The following is a 22,018-nucleotide window of genomic DNA, read 5'->3' as shown; positions in this document are numbered from 1 at the left end:
TAAAATAAATCGGCTGAGGGAGTAAGAAATGAAAAAGAAAAAAATTCTCATTACATCATTTGATATGGCAATTGGTGGGGTAGAAAGAAGTTTAATTGGTTTGTTGAATACAATCGATTATAGCAAATATGATGTAGATTTAATGTTATTTAAACATGAGGGAGAGTTTCTTTTTTTATTACCTAAACTGCCTAATTTGTTAAGGGAAGTAAAACAATATACTACTTTTAGAAAATCAATTAAGCAAATATTGCAAGAAGGGCAAATTAAAATTGGAGTGGCAAGGACTTTTGGGAAAATTTTAGGAGATGTGCATGGGAGATATGTGAAAAGTGCAGAGGTTGGATATTTCGTTATTCAATATGGGTGGAGAATAACTTTACCCTTTATACCGAAACTGGAAGAGGAGTATGATGTAGCAATTAGTTTTTTATGGCCCCATTATTTTGTTGGGGATAAAGTTCGAGCGAAACGAAAGATTGGTTGGATTCATACAGATTATTCAAATATAAATCTGAATGCAAACATGGAGTATAAAATGTGGAGAAAAATGGATAACATCGTAGCAGTTTCAGAAGGATGTCGAGATTCATTTCTTAGTATTTTACCAAATGTAAATAAGAATGTTGAAATTATAGAAAATATATTATCTCCTGAGTTCGTACGTGAGCAAGCAGACAAGGGAGATGTTATGAAAGAATTACAGATGAAACCAGAAAAAATAAAGCTTGTTACTGTAGGACGGTTATCATATGCAAAAGGAATAGACATTGCTATGCATGCCTTAAGAAAGTTGTTAGATGAGGGATATGATATTGAATGGTATGTAGTTGGGTACGGAGTACAAGAAGTTGAACTTAGAAAGTTATTAGCTGAACTTAATCTGGAAAAACAATTTTTTTTATTGGGCAAAAAGACAAATCCCTATCCATATATAAAAGCATGTGATATATATGTGCAGCCATCAAGATATGAGGGGAAAGCTGTAACAGTTCGGGAAGCACAAATAATCGGAAAGCCAGTACTTATTACTAATTTTTCAACTGCTAAAAGTCAGGTACAGGATGGAATTGATGGATTAATAACTGAGATGGGGATAAACGGGTTAGTTAATGGGATTAAGAGGCTTATTGAAGATAAAGAATTAAGGGAAGCGCTGGTAGAAAATACTCTTAAAGGTGAGTATGGAAATCGTAATGAAATTAATAAATTATATGCATTATTTTCGTAAAGGGAAATTTAGTAAATGATTTTTAATATTTTGAGCTCAATAAAAACACTTTAGGGTAGTGATAGTTATGAAGAAAAAAATTTTATTCGTTATAGATTCGCTACAAAGTGGAGGAGCTGAAAAAAGTTTGGTTTCTTTACTTTCTTTATTTGATTATACGAAATATGAAGTCGATTTGTTAATGTTTTCTGCTAGTGGATTGTATTTACCATTACTACCAAAACAGGTAAACGTTTTAGAAGTACCGAAAATTATTAAAAGACAGGCTGAGAAATTTAATTATTTAATTAAACATAAATACTTTAAAGAGTTATTTCTTAGAGTTGGGGCTTCTATATCTCTTAGAAATCCATACATAAATAAAAAATTACATGCAGCTCAAGTAGTTTGGAGATGGGTGTCTAGAGGGATGGATAGTTTAAAGATGGAATATGATGTTGCCATAGCTTATAGTCAAGGAATGCCAACATATTTTGTGGCAAATAAGGTTTACGCATGCAAAAAAATTGCCTGGGTGAATACTGATTATAGGTTAGCTGCATATAATAAAGATTTTGATTTGAAATATTATGAGGAATTTAATGAAATAGTAGCTGTGTCCGATGTTTGTAAGGAAGTATTGATTCAAGAAATTCCTAAAATAAAGTCGAAAATTCAGGTTGTCTATGATATTATATCGCCGACGTTAATTAAATCGATGGCAAATGAGAGTAAAGGATTTAGTGATCAGTTTGAGGGATTACGAATATTAACGATTGGTAGGTTAGTGTATGAAAAAGGATATGAACTGGCCATAGAAGCTTGTTATAAGTTAAAGCAAAAAGGGTATAGATTTAAGTGGTATGTAATTGGAGAAGGAAATCTTCAAAGTGAACTCGAGGATAGGATAAGTAAATATAATTTACACGATACTTTTATATTATTAGGTACATACAAGAATCCCTATCCCTTTATAAAACAAAGTGATATATATGTACAACCCTCTAGGTATGAAGGATATGGCTTGGCAATAGCAGAGGCTAGAATATTTCAAAAGCCTATAGTAGTAACCGATTTTATAACAGTTCATAATCAAATCAAACATAGACAGAATGGTGTAATAGTGAAGATGGATTCGGAAGCAATATATGAAGGGGTGAAAGAAATTATAGAAAATGGTTTGCTAAAAAAACGGTTGTGTGAAAATTTAAAGAAAGAGCAGGTTGGAACTGAAGAGGAAATTGAGAAGATATATGCTTCTTTCAATTAAAGGATTTTATAAAGAGAAAGAATAGGGGGAACTATGAAAAAGAAAATACTCTTTATGGTTATAAATATGAATATAGGTGGTACAGAGAAGGCCCTATTAAATATGGTAGCAGAAATCCCAAAAGACAAATATGAAGTGACAATTTTAATGTTAGAGAAAAAAGGAGATTTTTTAAATTTTATTCCAAAGGAGGTTCGTATTGAATATGTAAAGGATTATGAAGAAATGCAATATATATTAAATAGACCATCACGATTAGTTATAGCGGATCTTATAAAACAACGAAAAATTACAAAAGCGTTGCAACTGGCAGTGTTGTACGTAATCTCTAAGATTATGAAAGAACGGAGCGTTATTTTAAAATATTGTTTACAAAATTATGAAGATGTTTATAGAAATTATGATATTGCTATAGCTTATGCTGGACCCATGGATTTTATTAGTTACTTTGTGGCAAATAAAATCAAGGCTAGACGAAAGGTTCAATGGGTCCATTTCGATATTGAAAAAATATATTTTAATAAGTATTTTGTTAACAAAGTATATAAAAAGTTTCAACATGTTTTTGTAGTGTCAGATTTAGGAAAGATGAAACTTACTCAAACTGTCCCAGAATTGATAAATAAGACAGAAACTTTTTTTAATATTATTTCACCTGAAATGATATGTAAGATGGCAAATGAAGGAATTGGGTTTGTAGATGATTTTGAGGGAGTAAGAATCCTTACTGTTGGTAGATTGAGTATAGAGAAGGGACAGGATTTAACAATATCTGTGTTAGCTAAGCTGAAAGAAGCTGGCTACAATGTTAAATGGTATTGTATAGGAGATGGAAAGGAAAGAGGAATGTATGAAAAGCTTGTGAAAAATTACGATGTTCAAGGTGATTATATATTTTTAGGAGCAGTTTCGAATCCCTATCCATTTATGAAACAATGTGATATATATGTACAACCGTCTCGACATGAGGGATACTGTATAACACTTGCAGAAGCCAGATGTTTTAATAATCCAATTATTAGTACAAATTTTACAGGGGCAAGTGAACAGATAATCGATAACCACAATGGATTAATCGTTCAATTTGACGAGCAGCAAATGTATGATTCTATTGTACAAATATTAAGTGATAAATCGCTAGAAGGACGGTTGAGAAAAAATATAGAAAAGGAAGTGGTAGATACGAGAGAAGAGTTAAAAAAGTTATATAAAATAGCAAATTCTAATGTGTAACTTGTTTTAGAAGGTATTATTATCGTATTACAGAAATATGGACGTTTCATTATTATAAATTATGTTTTTTGTGAAAACATCTTTGAGAGGGTGTTTTTTTATTTTGTTATAAAACTTTTAGGTGGTAGAAGGAGACAGGTATGAAGAGAGTACTATTTATGGTAAGTAGTATGAATATAGGTGGTGTAGAAAAATCACTTCTTTCTTTGTTATCTGTGATACCAAAAGAACAGTATGATGTCACAGTATTGATGTTGGAGAAGCGAGGGGGATTTTTAAAACAATTACCAAGTTGGGTAAAGATAGAAGAAGTTACTTGGTTTGAAAATATAAAACCTAAAATTATGCAACCAACAAAGAAAACGATTAATGAGTATTTCGAAAATACAAGATATATTAAGGGTTTAAACTTTTTACTCACTTATGTGGTATCAAAAAAATTAAAGGATAGATATATTTTCTATAAAGAGATTTTTAAAGACATTCCACATAATAAGAATAAATATGATATTGCAATAGCATATCAAGGGCCTACTGAAATAATTGATTATTATATAGTTAATAGAGTAGCTTCAGAAAAGAAAATTTCTTGGATACATTTCGATGTTTTTCAACATCAAATTAATACAAAATTATATGAGAAATTATATGATCAGTTGGATAATATATATGTAGTTTCTAAAGAAGCACAAAAACATTTAATAGAGAAATTTCCTAAAGTAGAAAGTAAGACAAGTGTCTTTTTAAATATTGTACTTCCAGATTTAATAAATGAAATGGCGAAAGAAAAAGTAGAGTTTGATAATGGATATAAAGGTATAAAGATAGTAACAGTAGGTAGACTTTCAAAAGAAAAAGGTCAAGACCTTGCAATTAAAGTTTTATCAATGCTACGTAAGGAGGGATACGAAGTACGATGGTACTGTATCGGAGAAGGGGAAGATAGAGAGTATTATGAGACATTAATATGTAAGTATAATTTGAAACAGGATTTTCTATTATTAGGATCAACAATAAATCCGTATCCATATGTAAATCAATCAGATATATATGTTCAAACCTCTAGGCATGAAGGGTATTGCCTCACGTTAGCTGAGGCGAAATGCTTAAAAAGACCTATTGTAACGACTAATTTTACAGGAGCATATGAGCAAATAAAAGATGGATATAATGGTTTTGTTGCTGAATGTAATGAGGAAAGTCTATATAACAAGATAAAATATCTTTTAGATCAACAAAGAGTGCGTGAAGAGGTCAAGACTAATTTGTTAGAAGAGGAATTTAACAACTTAGAAAAGGTAAATAGTTTTCTAAGTTAATTGCAAATGAAAGGGTGCAATTATGAATCCTAAAATTAGTATTATTGTTCCAGTTTATAAAGTTGAGCAGTATATTCATAAATGTATTGATTCTATATTAAAGCAAACGTTCAAAGAGTTTGAGCTGATACTTATTGATGATGGATCTCCTGATAGTTGTGGTGAGGTTTGTGATGGGTATGCGACTCAAGATAGCCGAATTAAAGTAATCCATAAGGAAAATGGTGGATTATCTTCTGCAAGAAATGCTGGATTAGAAATAGCGCAGGGAGATTATATAGGATTTGTTGATAGTGATGATTGGATAGAAGTGGATATGTATGAATTGTTATATGGTATGTGTGTAGAACAGGAGTGTGATATAGCTATTTGTAGTAGTGAAATTCATTACAATGATAAAACGGTAATTTCAAGCAGCCAACCGTTCGTTATTCATGATAGATATAGCGCGATGAGAGCGATGCTAGAAGGGGATTTGTATGATGAAGTTGTTTGGACTAAACTTTTTAAAAGACAGTTATTAGAGGGTATTAAATTTCCAATAGGTATGTCATATGAAGATACAGCATTTACATATAAAGTTATTCATAAGTGTAACAAAGTATGTTTCATAGGAGAACCTAAATATCATTATATAAAGCGTGATAATAGTATGATGGATCAGGCTGTAAAAGAGATTAAAATTGACTCAGTCTTAATTTATGATGAAATGTGTAAATTTATGGAGCGATATTATAAGGAGTTATATAACTTAGTTATATTAAAACTAGGAAATTGTTCGATGGTAGTATTAAATTTAATATCATTAAGTGGAAGACTTAATGAGCATAAGAGTAAATATTATAAGGTTATTGGTATATTGAATCGTTATTTTTATAAAACAATGCGTTTAAAAGAGTATGGGAAAAGTGTAAAGTTTTTATTATTGGCGACCAAGTTACATCCATTATTGTATAAATTTTTAATTAATAATTTTGCAAAAAGGGGATGAGGATCGTCCAGAATAATATAATCTGAATATTCATCTCTCGATAGTTTAGTTTAACTTATGAAGGGGATTAATCATGCGAACGATGCATTCAATCAAGAATATATCAATAAGTATATTTTCTCAAATGGTTATTGTTATTCTGGGATTTATATCTAGGAAGGTTTTTTTGGATAGTTTAGGAATAGAGTATTTAGGGATAGATGGCTTGTTAATTAATGTTTTATCTATGTTAGTGTTAATTGAAGCTGGTATAGGAGCGAGTATAGTATACAATTTGTATAAACCATTGGCAGAAAATAATCAGTATAAAATTATAGCTCTTGTTCAATTATATAAAAAAATTTATCAGATTTTAGCAATCATTATTTTAGTAATAAGTGCTATGATATATCCCTTTTTAAGTTATTTAATGGAAGACGGGGCGTCTATATCGAATATTGCGATAATCTATTCGATATTCGTGGTGAAAAATGTAGTTACCTATTTAAATGCTCATAAGAGGTCTTTAATACAAGCTGATCAAAGAGGATACATATTGGCTAGGGTGGATCTCTTATTCCAAGTGGTAACTACAATATTTAAAATATTTATACTAATGTACACAAAAAATTATATATTGTATTTAATTATAGAGTTGAGTATATATGTAATTCAAAATGTCGTAAACGGTAGGAGTGTGAATAAGAACTATCCTTATATAAAGACAAAAAAGAAGTATTCTATAGATAATGATACGAAAGAAAAATTAATTATAAATGTAAAGGCGATGTTTTTGCATAATATTGGAGGATATATTGTATTTGGAACGGATAATATACTGATTTCATCTTTTGTAGGTCTTGCTATGGTTGGGATATATTCGAACTATACAATGATAATAAATCAATTAGCAGCTGTAGTAAATCCTATATTAAATGGAATTGAAGCAAGTGTAGGAAATCTAATTGCAACTGAGAATAATGACAAAAATTATGCAATATTTAAAGTGACTTATTTAGTGAATTTTTGGATCTTTTCTTTTTGTACCATATTTTTATTTAATCTGTTAGAGCCATTTATAGGGTGGTGGCTTGATAAGAAGTATTTATTAAATAACATAGTTTTTGTAGTGATACTCATTAACTTTTATTTAACAGGGATGCGAACCGCGATAGCTATTTTTAAAAATAAAGCGGGATTATTTGTACAAGATAAGTATATTCCATTAGTTGAAGCGATAATCAATTTAAGTTTATCTATTCTATTAGCTAACATGTTTGGGTTGGTAGGTATATTTATAGGAACGGCGATTAGTACAATTGCTACTGTACTTTGGATTCAGCCTTATATTGTATATAAAAAGCTTTTTAAGAAATCAGTTTGGAAGTATTTTATAACATATGTATTTTATATGTTTTTAACTATCGTAACAGGTTTCATTACTACAAGTATATGTAATTATTTTATAGAAGGTAGTACCTTTATTTCGTTAGTCGAAAAAGGTTTGATTTGCTTATTAGTACCAAATGTAATATACGTTTTAATTTTTTATAAAAGCACAGAATTTCAATATATAAGGAATATCTTTAGTATGATGTTTTTACAAATTAAAAAGAAACGGAACGTTATTTAGGTATAAAAAGTATGGAGACATTATATTGGTTTGAATTATTAAGGAAGTATATTGTTGTTGAAGCTTGTTAGTATGAAATGAAACTTGATTTTAATTAGAAAACGTGAATCATTAGCCCTAACATAGTATTTATATAATGCATAGTATTCTATTAAAGGGATACGTATGTAAGCATAATATAAAATATTTGTCCCCATGCACTGATATAAGTTTGAATTTTCTGTCAAAATTCAACTTCTATCTTAGTTGGAGGTTATATATAAATCATGGCAAAATTTCAAGTGACATGTGTTTTGAAAGGGAATCTGCCTGTGTTAAGCGAGGGAGAATTTTGTTTTTGTATAGATACTTGTGAGTTATTTATTGGGACGAAAAAAGGGAATGTAAAAGTATCAACGGAGAATAAATTTGAGAGGTTAGTAAGTAAACTTAAAAGCAATACATTTGGAAGTTCTAAGTCTAGAAAATCACTGATTGGAGAAACAGAATCTGCTAATGTGGTTTCGGGCACGTATTTTCTTGAGTTAGAGAGATGGAATGTTAAAAATGATGGAACGGACGCGGATAATACTTCTAAAGGGATTAATAATGCATTATCATGGGCATCTCAACAAGGATTTATAGAAGTTGTTTTACCCATGGGGACATATTTAATTGATGAAAATACACCAATTGAGCCACAAAGCTTTATGACTTTAAATTTAGGTGGATCAACTTTAAAAATAAGAAGTAATGGATTATTTAAATATGCAATCGTACGATATCAAAGAAATCAAAAATTTTCTCGGATTACGAATGGAAGGGTTGAAGGGGATAAAGATACACACGATTATACAACGATTCCTCATACTCATGAATGGGGATATGGGATTGAAGTAGGAAATACGACTCCTGCTGAGGGGAGTAATATGAATTATATTTCAATAGATAATATGGAAATTTTAAATTGTACTGGCGATGGGATAGCAATGGAAAGTACATGGGGACAAATTGGAGAATATGATTTTGCTGGTACATTTGAAGTGGGGGGGATTAGTGATGTCGATGGTTCCCTAATAGTAGATGATAATAAAATTAGATCGAATTTAAAAATAGATTTACATCATAGTAGCATTATAAAATGGGGATATTTTGGTTTGTATGGAGATGGCTATGGTGGAACTGGTTCAGAAATATACACAGAATTATATGATGTGTTATTTTATAGGGCTGATAATACTTTTTTAACGGCTGCTAAGAGAGTAAAGTTTTTTGAAGAAGTGAGTGTTCCAAAAGAAGCAGATTATGCGAAAATAGTTCTTAACCAAGGTGAAATACCTACGGAAAACGGTTGTAAAATAACTGTTAGAATTCCGGAATTTTCTCGAAATGTATTTATTGAGAAATGTAAAATACATGATTGTAGAAGGCTTGGGGTAAGTGTATCTGGAGCGAAACAAATCTATATTAGAGATTGTGAAATTTACAAAATGAAAGGTACAGCACCTCAGGGAGCAATAGATATTGAAGATGGATATCGATTAAATCAATATATAAACATTGAGCGTAATAACATATATGATAATCAGGGATATAACGTTGTTGTAGTCGGTGGTAGATATATTAATATCATTCAAAATAAATTAGCTAATAATTCATTAGTAGTAGGCGAAAATGTAGAGAAAGTGATTATAAACAATAATCACTTAAGGGAAGTAAGTTGTGTTTTAAGCGGAGAAGTAACTTTTACGAATAATCAAATGTATGCTACTCGAGTCACGATAGATCAAGGAGATAAGGAAGCGCTTATTGGTAACTGTATTTTCCATAATAGCGCATTGTTAATGGGAAGAGATAAAGCATATTGTATTCAAGTCAACCAATGTGAATTTTTTAGTGATCGAGATTTATTTCATTCTTTTTCACAGTTGGGTTCAATAATTGGTTTTTCAGCAGAACCGCAAACTATATCAAATTGTGTTATTAAAGGAGGGGCTGTAGAGGGTACAAGTTTGACAGGCGTATCACCTGGTATGAAAAATGGATGGAGATTAAATAATATTTCTTTTATAGATACGAAACACCCGCAAGGAATCATTACGAATTTACCACCAGGAGTATATACGGGATGTAAATTTGAGAACAGCGGTACAATATCATTTGTTACAAAAACTCCTCAAGCGGAATATGAATTTAATGGATGTTCATTTAGTTGGGATGCTTATAATCTTTTTACTGTTGAGTCTTCTCAAAGGATAGCAATGCTAAAAGTGAAAAATAGTAATTTTAGAGGGGGAAGATGGGGCTCAGCATTTTTTTTATGGGACATTGGGGGAAGATTAGAATTTAATAATAATGCATTTGAATACCTTCATTCGGAATCGACAGACAGTATAATGAATTTTTGGAATGAAACATTTACGAGTGAGTTTATGTTAATAGAAAATAATATATTTAGGTCAAATAAAAGTATGATAGGCGTGAATGCAAATCAGATTTCATCCTCAATCACTTTGATTTTTAAAGATAATATTGTGGAGACAGTAGTTATAAAGTTAAGGGATGAACATATAAAAAAGGATAATTATATTAATGGCGTCTATGATCCGTACATGTAAAGTTATAGGAACTAATGGAGTAACAGATCCTTTGTAAATAAGTAGTGATACCGCATGGGAATATTCACATAGGCTAGCCATGTTTAAACTATTTGATGAGATAGAATTAATGAAAGATGACGTAATGAAACAAAACAAGGGGCAACTAACTGTAGTTGCCCCTTGTTTTGTTTCATTGCATATAAAGTTCTAAATGGTCCTTCGTGTTAGGAGTATTAAACGTAAATAAGTAAGGAGGATAGTACATGAAAAGAATTTTTGATGTATGTATTTCTTTATTATTATTATTTGTATGTTTGCTGCCTATTTTTGTTGTGGCAATTTTAGTTAGGATGAAATTAGGATCTCCTGTACTGTTTAAACAACAGCGTCCAGGACTGCATGGAAAACCGTTTAATGTTTATAAGTTTCGAACTATGCTAGATAAGAAGGGTAGTGATGGGGAATTACTTCCAGATCAAAATAGATTGACTACTTTTGGGGCAATTCTTAGAAAATATAGTTTAGATGAGTTACCTCAACTTATGAATGTTGTATGTGGTGATTTAAGTTTAGTAGGTCCACGACCGTTATTGATGGAATACTTACCCCTATATTCTAGTAAACAGGCTAAAAGGCATAATGTAAAACCAGGGATTACGGGATGGGCACAAATAAATGGTAGGAATTTGATTACCTGGGAAAAAAAGTTTGAATTGGATGTATGGTATGTGGAGAATCACTCTTTTTTATTAGATTTGAAAATAATTGTACTTACAATATTAAAAGTATTTAAAACAGAGGGAATAAATCATGTAGGGCATGTGACAATGGAGCGATTTACTGGAGGGAAAATAGAAATAAAGGGGGAGGGAAAATGAAAATTTTAATAATAGGATGTGGTGGGCATAGCAAGGTTGTGAGGGATATAATCTTATCAAATGAAGGATATGAAATAGTCGGTTATTTAGATGATTTGTATACAGGTATAAATATTGTAGATAATCTTTATTTTGGAACAATTGCAGATGCAAGGGAAATTATTAATAATTTTAATGATGTAAAGCTCATTATTGCTATAGGAAATAATAAAATAAGAAGGGAAATTGCAGAAATATTAAATCAACAAAGTAGCATATATGCTACTTTAATTCATAAAACAGCCATTATAAGTTCAAATGCTTATATAGGAAACGGAACGGTAATTATGCCAAATGTGGTTGTTAATGCGGATACTTTCATCGGTAACCATACTATAATAAATACGGGCTCAATAATAGAACATGATAATATAATTGATGATTTTGTTCATATTTCACCACATGCTACACTTACAGGTTCTGTCACTATAGCAGAGGGGGCACATATAGGAGCATCAGCTACTATAATTCCAGGTGTTCAAATCGGTAAGTGGTCGATTGTTGGAGCTGGTTCTGTTGTCATAAATGATTTTCCATCTAATTGTACTGCTGCTGGTATTCCAGCCAAAGTTATTAATGTAGTAAATTGAGAGGAGATGAAGAATGATGATAAAAAATAAGGAGAAAATTTATCTTTCCTCTCCACACATGAGCGGAAATGAACAAAAATATATAAAAGATGCCTTTGACTCAAATTGGATTGCACCTCTTGGTCCAAATGTAGATGAATTTGAAAGAGAGCTTGCTTCTTTTGTAGGAGTTAAAGGTGGGGCTGCGGTTAGTTCAGGTACTGCTGCCATTCATCTAGCTTTGCGATTATTAGACGTTCAAAAGGGAGATACAGTATTTTGTTCAAGTTTCACTTTTGTAGCGAGTGCGAATCCGATTGTTTATTTAGGAGCTGAACCAGTATTTATTGACTCAGAACCGGAAACATGGAATATGTCACCACAAGCTCTAGCACTTGCGTTGCATGATGCTGATAAAGCAGGGAAATTACCTAAGGCTGTCATTCTTGTTCATTTATATGGTCAGAGTGCAAAATTAGATGAAATTCTTTCGCTTTGTAATCACTATGATGTTCCCATAATTGAGGATGCAGCAGAATCTCTCGGTTCTACATATAAAGGAAAAGCAAGTGGTACATTCGGGAGGTTTGGGATTTATTCATTTAATGGAAATAAAATTATTACAACTTCAGGTGGTGGAATGCTAGTTTCTGATGATGTGGAAGCGTTAGAAAAAGCGAGATTTTTAGCGACTCAAGCAAGAGATTCAGCACCGCATTATCAGCATAGTCATGTGGGCTACAATTATAGAATGAGTAATATATTAGCTGGTATCGGGAGAGGGCAATTAGAAGTGTTAGAAGGTAGGGTGAGCTCTAGAAGGCGTATATTTAAGCGGTATTATGAAGAGTTATCTCATATACCGGGATTTTGTTTTATGCCAGAATTAGAAAATACTCGTTCGAACCGTTGGCTTACAACTATGATGATTGATGAATTGGAATCTGGAATATCTATTGAAAAAATAGTAACAACTTTAGCTGAAGAGAATATTGAAGCGCGTCCTACTTGGAAGCCACTACATATGCAGCCGCTTTTTAAAGAATATAAGTATTATTCTCATCAGAAAGATAATGATGTATCTAAAAAATTATTTGAAAATGGGATGTGTCTTCCTTCTGGCTCCAATATGACGGATGAAGATCAACGTAGAGTTATTCAATCTATAGTAAATATTATATAGCAAGCAAAAATTTACAGAAAAACAAGTGAATCGAAGTTCATTATTAAGAATATTACTCCTTGAATATGGATTATAATAACATTGGTTATTGACGAGAAGGGGACGTAATGATAATTTAAACATAAATATACCTTGATTTATAAGTGAATTAGAGTGCGGAATTGAAATGTGTATTATTGTTCTTTAAAAAGAATCTGACTGGAAAGAGAAAGGTTCATGAAATAAATAAAACAAAATATTTGCAGTAACTTGTTGTATAGGAGGGAGGGGAAAAATGAGCGCTATAACTGGCATTATTCACTTTAATAATGAACCTGTATTAATTGAACATGGAACACGATTAATGAGTGGTTTACAAAAGTATCCTGCTAATGATATTCAAATATGGCACAAAGAAAATGCTTTTCTAGGGTGTCACGCACAATGGATTACACCCGAGTCAGTTGGTGAACAATTACCATTCTATAATTATGAAAAACAACTGGCAATTACCGCAGATGCTATTATTGATAATCGTTATGAGTTGTTTGAAAAATTACAAGTAGATTATGTAGATAGAAAAAACATGACAGACAGTGAATTGATTTTATTATCTTATCAGAAATGGGGAGAAGCAGCACCAAAATATTTGGTGGGCGATTTTGCTTTTATGATTTGGGATGAGAAAAAACAAATGCTTTTTGGTGCTAGGGATTTTTCGGGAAGCCGAACTCTTTATTTTTATCGTAGTGAGGAAAGGTTTGCTTTTTGCTCTATTATAAATCCACTATTTTCTCTACCAGAAGCTGAGAGAAAATTGAATGAACAGTGGCTTGCTGAATTTTTAGCAATACCTGTGAATTTTGAATCAGTAGATCCTTCTTCAACGGTATATAAAACTGTTGAGCAAATTCCACCTTCCCATGCTGTTATTGTAAAAAATGGGAAAGTGAAGTTATTGAGATACCATACACCAATTATTGGAGAAAGGCTTCAACTCAAATCGAACGAAGAGTATGAAGAAGCGTTTTTGGAAGTGTATCAAAATGCGATAAGATCACGTTTACGCACTCATCATCAAGTAGGGGCTCATTTGAGTGGAGGACTTGACTCGGGTTCTGTAGTTAGCTTTGCTGCACGAGATTTAAGTGCAGCAAATAAACGTCTACATACATATAGTTATGTCCCGGTAAAGGGGTTTGTAGATTGGACGCATAGAAGTAGAATAGCTGATGAACGACCTTTTATTCAATCAACTGTACAGCATGTAGGAAATATTAAGGAACATTATTTAGATTTTGAAGGAAGAAGTCCTCTATCAGAAATAGATGATTGGCTTGAAATTCTAGAGATGCCATACAAATTCTTCGAGAATACTTTTTGGCTTAGGGGAATCTATGAGGAGGCCCGGTTACAGGGGATTGGAGTACTCTTAAATGGTCAGAGAGGAAACTGGACGGTGTCATGGGGATCGGCTGTGGACTATCAAGCTATGCTTTTGAAAAAGATGAATTTGCGTCGCTTTTTGCAAGAGTTATATTCGTATAGTAAAAATATTGGTGTAAAGAAATCGCGAGTATTTTCAGTAGTGAAAAAAAAGGCATTTCCGTTTTTGAATCGAATATCTTCATCGAAAAATCAAATCGTTTTCCCAAGATTTATTAATCCAGAATTTGCAAATAGAATGAATGTGTTCGATAAGCTTCTAGAGCATGATGTTGATATAACAGGAACCTCTATAACAGATGTATATGAAATAAAAAAAAGGCAATTTGACCAGTTATATTATTGGAATATAACTGGTACATACGGATCTAAATTATCTTTGCGCTATTCTTTATGGGATCGAGATCCAACGAATGATTTACGGGTTGTTAAATTTTGTTTAGCTGTTCCAGAAGAACAATACGTTCAAAATGGTGTAGATCGGGCACTAATTCGAAGAGCAACCAAAAATTATTTGCCTGATAAAGTAAGGTTAAATCAACTTACTCGAGGTGTTCAAGGTTCTGATGGTGTTTATCGTATGACGCATCAATGGAGTGGATTTATTGAAGAGCTTGAGCAGCTTAGTAAGGATCCTATAATTTCAGAATTCTTGGATATAGAGGTTATTAGAACTGCGATTTCTAAGATTAAAGAAGTACCCCATCCAGAATATGCATTTGATTTAGATTTTCGAATTTTAATGCGTAGTTTAATAGTATATCGATTTATGAAGAAAATTATTTGAAGGGAGGTGACATAATGAAAAAAGATTGGACAATTCCTACACTGGAAGTACTTGATATTAATATGACAATGGCTGGACCGGGACTTAAAACACCGGATGCTGTTCAACCAGATGTTGATGAAGTAGTGCACTATAGTTAATTCATCGAGTAGCAATTAGATCTTATGTTTCTTATCCCCTTATACATTAGAAGTATAAGGGGTATTTGTAAAACAACGCTGATAATTATTTGGAGTGAGAGAGTTGATTAAAACTACAAAAAAAAATATGTATAAAGTTTTTGGGTTAAGGGTGTTGAGTGAAATTCAATTTCCAGAATTACCTAGAATTAATGAACAAGAAGAAACGATAGAAGTAATAATACGAACTGCTGATTTATTTCAGAAATGGAGTGAATTTACTAACACAGAACAAAATTTTGTAGTTGATAAAAACGTAGTTATGATTCGTATTCCTGATACAGCTATATTTTCTATACAAGAAGGAAAGCAAATAGTTGTTTCACCAATGAAAGAAGCTTGTGAAGATAAGATTCGTCTTTATATACTTGGAACTTGTATGGGTGCCTTGCTAATTCAAAGAGGGATTTTACCATTACATGGTAGTGCAATAAATATTGATGGGAAAGTTTATGCCTTTGTAGGTGATTCAGGAGCAGGTAAATCAACTCTTGCATCGGCTTTTTTAAGTAAAGGATACAAAATTTTGAGTGATGATGTAATTGCTGTGACAGTTTCGTCAGATAAGACTCCAATTGTGATTCCATCTTATCCGCAACAAAAATTATGGGCGGAAAGTTTGAATGCTTTTGGAATGGGAACGGCAAGTTATAATCCGTTGTTTGAACGAGAAACAAAGTATGCTGTTCCTGTACAATCTCATTTTCTCTCTGAACCATTACCTCTTGCAGGTATTATTGAGTTAACGAAAACAGAGAATGAGAATGTTGAATTGATTCGAATCGAAGGACTTGAACGACTGCGTACATTATTTTTGCACACGTTTCGTAAGTTTTTAATTGCGCAATTAAAATTAACAGAGTGGCATTTTACTACTTCTACAAGCGTGATAAACAAAGTAGATATGTTTCATTTGAAACGTCCCAATAATAGGTTTACAGCACATGAACTTGTATCAATTATATTAAAAACTATACAAGGAGGAGTAATAGATGATGTATACAGAGAGAATTTCTCTAAAGTCTCAGATTGTGCAAAGTGAAGAGAATATTGTGAGTGATATGGATGGGGAAAAAGTGATGCTAAATGTTCAAAAAGGAAAATATTATAATTTGGGACAAACAGGGGGGGAAATTTGGGAACTAATAAAAACTCCAATTATGGTTACTGAACTAGTTAGTACATTGTTGTCAAAGTACAACATTGAACGGAGTGATTGCGAAGAGCAAGTTCTTTCCTTTTTAGATTGTTTATTTCAAGAAGGTTTAATTCAAATAAAAGGTGAATCTAATAGATAGATTCGTAATGTCAAGAGAACTGTTAGGAAGGGATTCATGAATATTGTGAAGAGGTTAAGGGGATTTTTATCACTGAATATGGACACAAAGCTTTTATTATTAGAGGCTTTTATTTTTTTAGGGTGGGCGCGTGTATTAAAAAGTATTACCTTCTCCAAATTTGCACCTTCTTTAGGGGAGTATATGAATGAAACATCAGTTGCTCAAATTGAGCCACACGGAGATACACTAAAGAAGGTGTCTGAAGCTATTTCTATTATGAGTCGTTATACTTTTTGGGAAAGTCAGTGCCTTGTTAAAGCTATAGCTGGGATGAAAATGCTCGAAAAACGTCACATTGAGAGTACTCTTTATTTAGGAACTGCTAAGGATAGTCATGGTGAATTAATTGCACATGCATGGTTACGGAGCGGTTCTTTTTATATTACTGGATCAGAAGGAATGGAGAAATTTACTGTCGTTGGATCATTTGCAAAGAGGCTAAGTGAGGACACTATTAAAGGAGAATAAAATGGAGAAAGATTTTGGTCTTAATGTAGAGTTCATGTCTAAGGAATTGAAACTGCTTTTTACAATTTTGAAGTTACAAGATGATGAGACAATGCAAACTTATAGTAGTGAATGGTTCATAGATATTGATTGGGAGGTTTTTCTTAAGCAAGCTGTGCATCATCGCGTTTATCCGGTGATATATCAAAAACTTAAACAGGTGGATGAAGAACTAATTCCTTCGCATATTGTACAAACCTTGAATAGAAAATATAAAAAAAATACATTTCAACTGCTTTATTTAAGTGCTGAAATGGAACGAATAAATAAACTATGTAGTGAAAATGAGATTCGTATGATTTTTCTAAAAGGACCTGTACTGTCTCAGGATTTATATGGAGATATTTCTTTAAGAACATCCTGTGATTTGGATGTTCTTATTCCGATGCAAAATTTAGAAAAAGTAGAAATGCTACTTTGGGAGCAGGGGTATGTAAAAGATGATTATATTCAAACGATATTAAGTGATTGGAAATGGAGGCATCACCATATAACATTTTTCCATCCAACAAGGCGGATCAAACTTGAAATCCATTGGAGGTTAAATCCCGGACCGGGTAAGGAACCTGGGTTTGAAGAGCTTTGGAAGCGAAAGAGAAAAAGTACACTTACGAGTAATTCGGTATATATGTTAGGAAAAGAAGACTTGTTTTTATTTCTTGTATCTCATGGTGCTAGACATGGTTGGTCCAGGTTACGTTGGTTAGTAGATATAAAAAAAATTGTCGGTCAGGATCTTAACTGGAATGAGATTCATAAATTAATGAGAAAATATCAAGTGCTTCATTTAGGGGGACAAGCATTAATTTTGGCGTCACAATTGCTAGGTGTACAGCTAAATGAAAGCATGACGGAATTAGTAGCTAAGAAACATTCGAAGCAGTTAGCACAAGAAGCGCTATTTTATTTCAAGAAAATGATAAATTTACATTCAGAACCTGTTCCTGAAGAAATACTTTCCTATCATAGTAGACATTTATTTTCACTGATGTCTAATCAACAAAAAATTATATTTATTTTGAGCCAGCTTTACCCTTATCCAATTGATGCAAAAACATTACCGTTGCCAAAATTCCTTCATTTTTTATATTTTCCTTTACGTCCGTTTTTATGTCTTTGGAGGAAAACAAAGAAGCTTGCTTTGTTATAGGGGGGACATCGATGAAGCATATTATATATTTTATGAAAAAATTATACTCTTCAGCGGGAAAAATACTGCATGTGAATTTATTTGGTATGGTTTTAATAAGTTTACTTGAAGGGATAGGGATTATTTTATTAATTCCTATGATAAGTATGACTGGAGTAATTAATATAGGCGAGGAGTCTACTTTTATTGCACCTGTCTATAGGTTTTTGCAGGATTTTCCTAAAACGACAAGTCTAATTTCTATTTTAGGTATATATATACTAATAGTGTTAGGTCAAAATCTACTACAAAGAAACATAACCCTAAGGGATGCGAGAACACAACAAGTTTTTGTAAGAGAATTAAGAATAGAAACATATAGTATGATTCTAAAAGCGAAGTGGAGTTTTTTTTTAGAGAAAAGGAAAACAAATCTAATAAATATATTAACTACAGAATTAGCTCGCGTAAGTTATGGGGTTAATTTAATTTTACAATTGTTAGCTGCTATTCTGTTTACATTCATACAGGTGGGGATTGCGTTTTTACTATCTCCTCAAATAACTATATTTGTTTTGGTCTTTGGCTTATTATTCTTGGTAGCTTCTCGTGTTTTTATAAAAAAAGCACGAATACTAGGCGGTAAGACCTCAGAATTGGCAAAAAACTATCTTTCTGGTATAACAGATCATTTTAATGGAATTAAAGATATAAAGAGTAATACTTTGGAATCATCACGTATAGATTGGTTACAATCTATAACAGAAAAGATGAGCAATGAGCAAATGGAGTATATGAGAATAAGATCGAGCTCTCAATTGTTTTATAAAGTTTCAATGGCTATATTAATTGCATGTTTTTTATTATTATCAGTAAGTATGTTTCAAGCGCAATCCACCCAATTACTATTAATCATCCTCATTTTTTCTAGACTATGGCCGAGATTCATGACAATTCAATCAAATTTAGAACAACTAGCTGCAAGTATTCCGGCTTTTAAGTCATTATGGGAGCTGCAAGAGGAATGTAAGGAAGCGATTGAAATGCAGGATATACATCAGCAAAAGTATATAAAGCCGATTTGTATTGAGCAAGGTATTGAGTGTAAGGATGTTCACTTTCGTTATAATAAGCAAGAATCTTTATACGCACTTCAAAATATTAATGTGCAAATTCCAATAAATAGTATGACGGCCATTGTGGGGCATTCTGGTGCAGGAAAAAGTACATTAATTGATGTATTAATGGGATTAATCCAGCCAGAAAAAGGTCAAGTGTTAATAGATGGTACGCCACTTACAACAGATAATTTATTGTCATTAAGACGGGCTATTAGTTATGTACCACAAGATCCTTTCTTATTTAATGCGAGCATAAGGAATAATTTATTGATGATTGAACCGAATGCAAGTGAGGAAGAAATTTGGGATGCATTAAGTTTTGCGGCCGCCGCTGAATTTGTACAAACGCTTCCTAATGGGCTTGATACACTGATTGGAGATCGTGGGGTGAGACTTTCAGGTGGTGAACGTCAGCGACTTGTATTAGCTCGGGCTATTTTAAGACAACCATCCATTTTAGTATTAGATGAAGCTACGAGCGCATTAGATACTGAAAATGAGGTGAAAATCCAATCAGCAATAGAAAGATTGAAAGGAACGATGATTATTGTTGTTATTGCGCATCGTTTATCTACGATCCGTAATGCAGATCAAGTTATTGTTTTAGGAAAAGGTGAAATTGTTCAAAAAGGTGAATTTAATCAATTGGCTAAAGAGAGAAAAGGTGTATTTCGAAATTTGTTAAGGTCACAAATGGAAGTTGGTTCTTAGAAGGGAAAGAGTGAATGAATTTTTGTATTCATACAGTTCGAATCGAATAAAAGCCTGAGTGATGGCCAGTTATAACAGGGCATTATTCAGGCTTTTATTTGTACGTTTTCTAAATTTAGGGAGTAAATATAAATGAGTACCTTGCAATGAATAATACTAAGTGGTATATTATGGATATAACAGGTACCGTGTATTGAATAGTACTGAAATGAGAAAGGGGGATTGACCTTGAACGTTCAGTTTAAAAAAGGCGTGTTAGAACTGTGTGTTTTAGCACTTGTGAAACGTAAAGATTGTTACGGCTATGAACTTGTTCAGCAAATCTCAAATAAATTTTTAATATCGGAAGGGTCAGTGTATCCTTTATTACGTCGTTTAACAAAAGAAGGATATTTTCAAACGTATTTAAAAGAATCTACAGAGGGACCGCCTCGTAAATATTATCAACTAACTGAGCAAGGGGAAACACAACTGAATTTGTTAGTAACGGAGTGGCGTGATTTTGCAAAAGGCGTACAAGAAATTATTGAAGGGGTGGAGTGGGATGAGTAAAGAACAGTTTCTTAAAGAATTATCAAGTCATCTTAGAAAGTTACCGGAAGAAGAGAGGAAAGATATTTTATTTGATTATGAAGAGCATTTTCAGTTTGGAATAGAAGAAGGAAAAACTGAATCGGAAATAATAAAGGGCCTTGGCTCTCCGAAAGTAATTGCGAAAGACTTACTTGCTTTGTATCGCTTTGATGAAATGAAAAAGGACCCATCTACTCCGAATATAACAAGGGCTGTCATGGCAGCGATTGGACTTAGTTTGTTTAATTTTATTATTGTGTTAGGCCCGTTAGTTGCAATTATTGCTTTTATATTTTCCTTCTGGCTCGGTGGAATTGCTAGTGTAGTGACACCATTTTTCGTTATTGGAAAAGTATTTATGGGTACTTTTATATGGTTGGATTTATTCGTTAGTATAACGTTTGTTGGAGTAGGTTTGTTGTTATGTATTATCGCTTATTATAGTACGAAGTGGTTTAAAAAGTTATGCGTACGCTATGTAGTATGGAACTTCAAAATGATAAAAGGGGAGTAGATGATGAAAAAAATATTGTTAGTCGCAATCGCTTGTATCATTATTGGAGTAATAGGGATTTCACAAACATATGAAAAAGCAGTGCAAACTGCAGAAAAAGGAAATAAAGAAGACGTTATTAAAAACGAAACATTAAAAAATATAGAAGTTAAGTTAGACGCTGGGGATATTGTTGTCCAAAAATCTCCTGACTCTTCTTTTTATGTAAAGCAATCAGGAGATGCACGTAAACAAGAGGTTCGTATTACCGAAGATGGTGACACATTAAAAATTATTGGGGAAAGAGAAAAAGGTGCTTCATTTGATTTTTCTTTTTACAATTTCAAAATTCAAACGTCTACATTGACTATATTTGTACCAGAACGTTCTTACCAAAAGATAAAAATAAATTCATCAGCTGGACAAATAGAAGTAAGTGATGTGAAAAGTGATCGTGTAAGTGTTGGGACACTCGCTGGAGAAGTAGATTTGAAACATGTCACAGCTAAGAGTGTGGAGGGATCTACAAAAGCTGGTGAGGTAAACTTTAAAAAGGTAATAGGGAAAGTAACAGCGAAGACGGCTAGTGGGGAAGTGCATATTATGGATCATGATCCTAAATATGATGTAGAAGCAAGTTCAACTGCTGGTGATGTAGATATAACTTTATTGGAAAAACCACAAGATGCAGTTATAATGGGGCAAAGCGCTGCTGGTGATGTGATGATTTTTAATGAAGAAAATAAAAATATAACTATTGGCAATGGTAGTAAAAAGATTAGCGGTAAAACAGCTGCTGGCGATGTGACGATTGAAACTCGTTCATAAGAAATAAAATATATGAAAATCTATCAAAATACAAAAAATAAG

At 32.4% G+C, this 22,018-nt stretch carries 20 protein-coding genes; all 20 read left to right on the top strand.

What is annotated here, in order from left to right:
* Positions 1–28: 28 nt before the first annotated feature.
* The 20 genes from QCI41_RS08785 to QCI41_RS08690 all read left to right on the top strand — a co-directional run bounded on the left by QCI41_RS08785 (position 29) and on the right by QCI41_RS08690 (position 21,976).
* A complete protein-coding gene (locus QCI41_RS08785) occupies positions 29–1,231 on the top strand; it encodes a glycosyltransferase (protein WP_353837614.1) in 1,203 nt (400 codons plus the stop codon).
* Positions 1,232–1,298: 67 nt separating this feature from the next.
* Positions 1,299–2,480, top strand: a complete 1,182-nt coding sequence (locus QCI41_RS08780) for a glycosyltransferase (protein WP_061672875.1) — start codon at positions 1,299–1,301, stop codon at positions 2,478–2,480.
* A gap of 33 nt (positions 2,481–2,513) precedes the next feature.
* The gene (locus QCI41_RS08775; RefSeq protein ID WP_353837615.1) at positions 2,514–3,713 is read left to right on the top strand and encodes a glycosyltransferase; all 1,200 of its coding nucleotides are present in this window, start codon (positions 2,514–2,516) and stop codon (positions 3,711–3,713) included.
* Between the two features lie 140 nt (positions 3,714–3,853).
* Entirely contained in the window at positions 3,854–5,032 is a 1,179-nt protein-coding gene (locus QCI41_RS08770; protein ID WP_353837616.1) for a glycosyltransferase, read from the top strand.
* Between the two features lie 22 nt (positions 5,033–5,054).
* Positions 5,055–6,023 carry a glycosyltransferase family 2 protein gene (locus QCI41_RS08765; RefSeq protein WP_353837617.1) on the top strand — a complete coding sequence of 323 codons (969 nt, stop codon included), beginning with the start codon at positions 5,055–5,057 and terminating at the stop codon, positions 6,021–6,023.
* Positions 6,024–6,096: 73 nt separating this feature from the next.
* The gene (locus tag QCI41_RS08760) at positions 6,097–7,635 is read left to right on the top strand and encodes a lipopolysaccharide biosynthesis protein (protein ID WP_353837618.1); all 1,539 of its coding nucleotides are present in this window, start codon (positions 6,097–6,099) and stop codon (positions 7,633–7,635) included.
* A gap of 266 nt (positions 7,636–7,901) precedes the next feature.
* Positions 7,902–10,232 (top strand): right-handed parallel beta-helix repeat-containing protein, encoded by a 2,331-nt coding sequence (locus tag QCI41_RS08755; RefSeq protein WP_353837619.1) that lies wholly within the window; start codon positions 7,902–7,904, stop codon positions 10,230–10,232.
* Positions 10,233–10,477: 245 nt separating this feature from the next.
* A complete protein-coding gene (locus QCI41_RS08750; RefSeq protein ID WP_353837620.1) occupies positions 10,478–11,092 on the top strand; it encodes a sugar transferase in 615 nt (204 codons plus the stop codon).
* The gene (locus QCI41_RS08745) at positions 11,089–11,721 is read left to right on the top strand and encodes an acetyltransferase (RefSeq protein ID WP_088081760.1); all 633 of its coding nucleotides are present in this window, start codon (positions 11,089–11,091) and stop codon (positions 11,719–11,721) included. The genes QCI41_RS08750 and QCI41_RS08745 overlap by 4 nt, the downstream gene beginning before the upstream one ends.
* 16 nt (positions 11,722–11,737) lie before the next feature.
* Complete coding sequence (locus tag QCI41_RS08740; RefSeq protein WP_353837621.1) at positions 11,738–12,883, top strand: DegT/DnrJ/EryC1/StrS family aminotransferase; 1,146 nt, start codon at positions 11,738–11,740, stop codon at positions 12,881–12,883.
* A 274-nt stretch (positions 12,884–13,157) separates the two neighbouring features.
* A complete protein-coding gene (locus QCI41_RS08735) occupies positions 13,158–15,095 on the top strand; it encodes a lasso peptide isopeptide bond-forming cyclase (protein WP_353837622.1) in 1,938 nt (645 codons plus the stop codon).
* Positions 15,096–15,109: 14 nt separating this feature from the next.
* The gene (locus QCI41_RS08730) at positions 15,110–15,235 is read left to right on the top strand and encodes a paeninodin family lasso peptide (protein WP_000711189.1); all 126 of its coding nucleotides are present in this window, start codon (positions 15,110–15,112) and stop codon (positions 15,233–15,235) included.
* Between the two features lie 103 nt (positions 15,236–15,338).
* A complete protein-coding gene (locus QCI41_RS08725) occupies positions 15,339–16,316 on the top strand; it encodes an aldolase (protein ID WP_353837623.1) in 978 nt (325 codons plus the stop codon).
* Positions 16,267–16,572, top strand: coding sequence for a lasso peptide biosynthesis PqqD family chaperone (locus QCI41_RS08720; protein WP_353837624.1), 306 nt, complete (start codon positions 16,267–16,269; stop codon positions 16,570–16,572). The genes QCI41_RS08725 and QCI41_RS08720 overlap by 50 nt, the downstream gene beginning before the upstream one ends.
* 36 nt (positions 16,573–16,608) lie before the next feature.
* Positions 16,609–17,082 (top strand): lasso peptide biosynthesis B2 protein, encoded by a 474-nt coding sequence (locus tag QCI41_RS08715; protein ID WP_353837625.1) that lies wholly within the window; start codon positions 16,609–16,611, stop codon positions 17,080–17,082.
* A 1-nt stretch (position 17,083) separates the two neighbouring features.
* Positions 17,084–18,271, top strand: a complete 1,188-nt coding sequence (locus QCI41_RS08710; protein ID WP_353837626.1) for a nucleotidyltransferase domain-containing protein — start codon at positions 17,084–17,086, stop codon at positions 18,269–18,271.
* An 11-nt stretch (positions 18,272–18,282) separates the two neighbouring features.
* Positions 18,283–20,082: an ABC transporter ATP-binding protein gene (locus tag QCI41_RS08705; protein WP_353837627.1), complete on the top strand. Its 1,800-nt coding sequence runs from the start codon at positions 18,283–18,285 to the stop codon at positions 20,080–20,082.
* 228 nt (positions 20,083–20,310) lie between these two features.
* The gene (locus QCI41_RS08700) at positions 20,311–20,634 is read left to right on the top strand and encodes a PadR family transcriptional regulator (protein WP_001102620.1); all 324 of its coding nucleotides are present in this window, start codon (positions 20,311–20,313) and stop codon (positions 20,632–20,634) included.
* Positions 20,627–21,169, top strand: coding sequence for a DUF1700 domain-containing protein (locus tag QCI41_RS08695; RefSeq protein WP_353837628.1), 543 nt, complete (start codon positions 20,627–20,629; stop codon positions 21,167–21,169). The genes QCI41_RS08700 and QCI41_RS08695 overlap by 8 nt, the downstream gene beginning before the upstream one ends.
* Positions 21,170–21,976: a DUF4097 family beta strand repeat-containing protein gene (locus QCI41_RS08690; RefSeq protein ID WP_353837629.1), complete on the top strand. Its 807-nt coding sequence runs from the start codon at positions 21,170–21,172 to the stop codon at positions 21,974–21,976.
* Positions 21,977–22,018 lie beyond the last annotated feature (42 nt).

The sequence above is a fragment of the Bacillus cereus group sp. MG4 genome (assembly GCF_040460055.1).
Classification (GTDB): Bacteria; Bacillota; Bacilli; order Bacillales; family Bacillaceae_G; genus Bacillus_A; species Bacillus_A wiedmannii.
The sequence above is the reverse complement of the archived record's forward strand: the minus strand, read 5'-3'. Positions and strand labels throughout refer to the sequence as shown.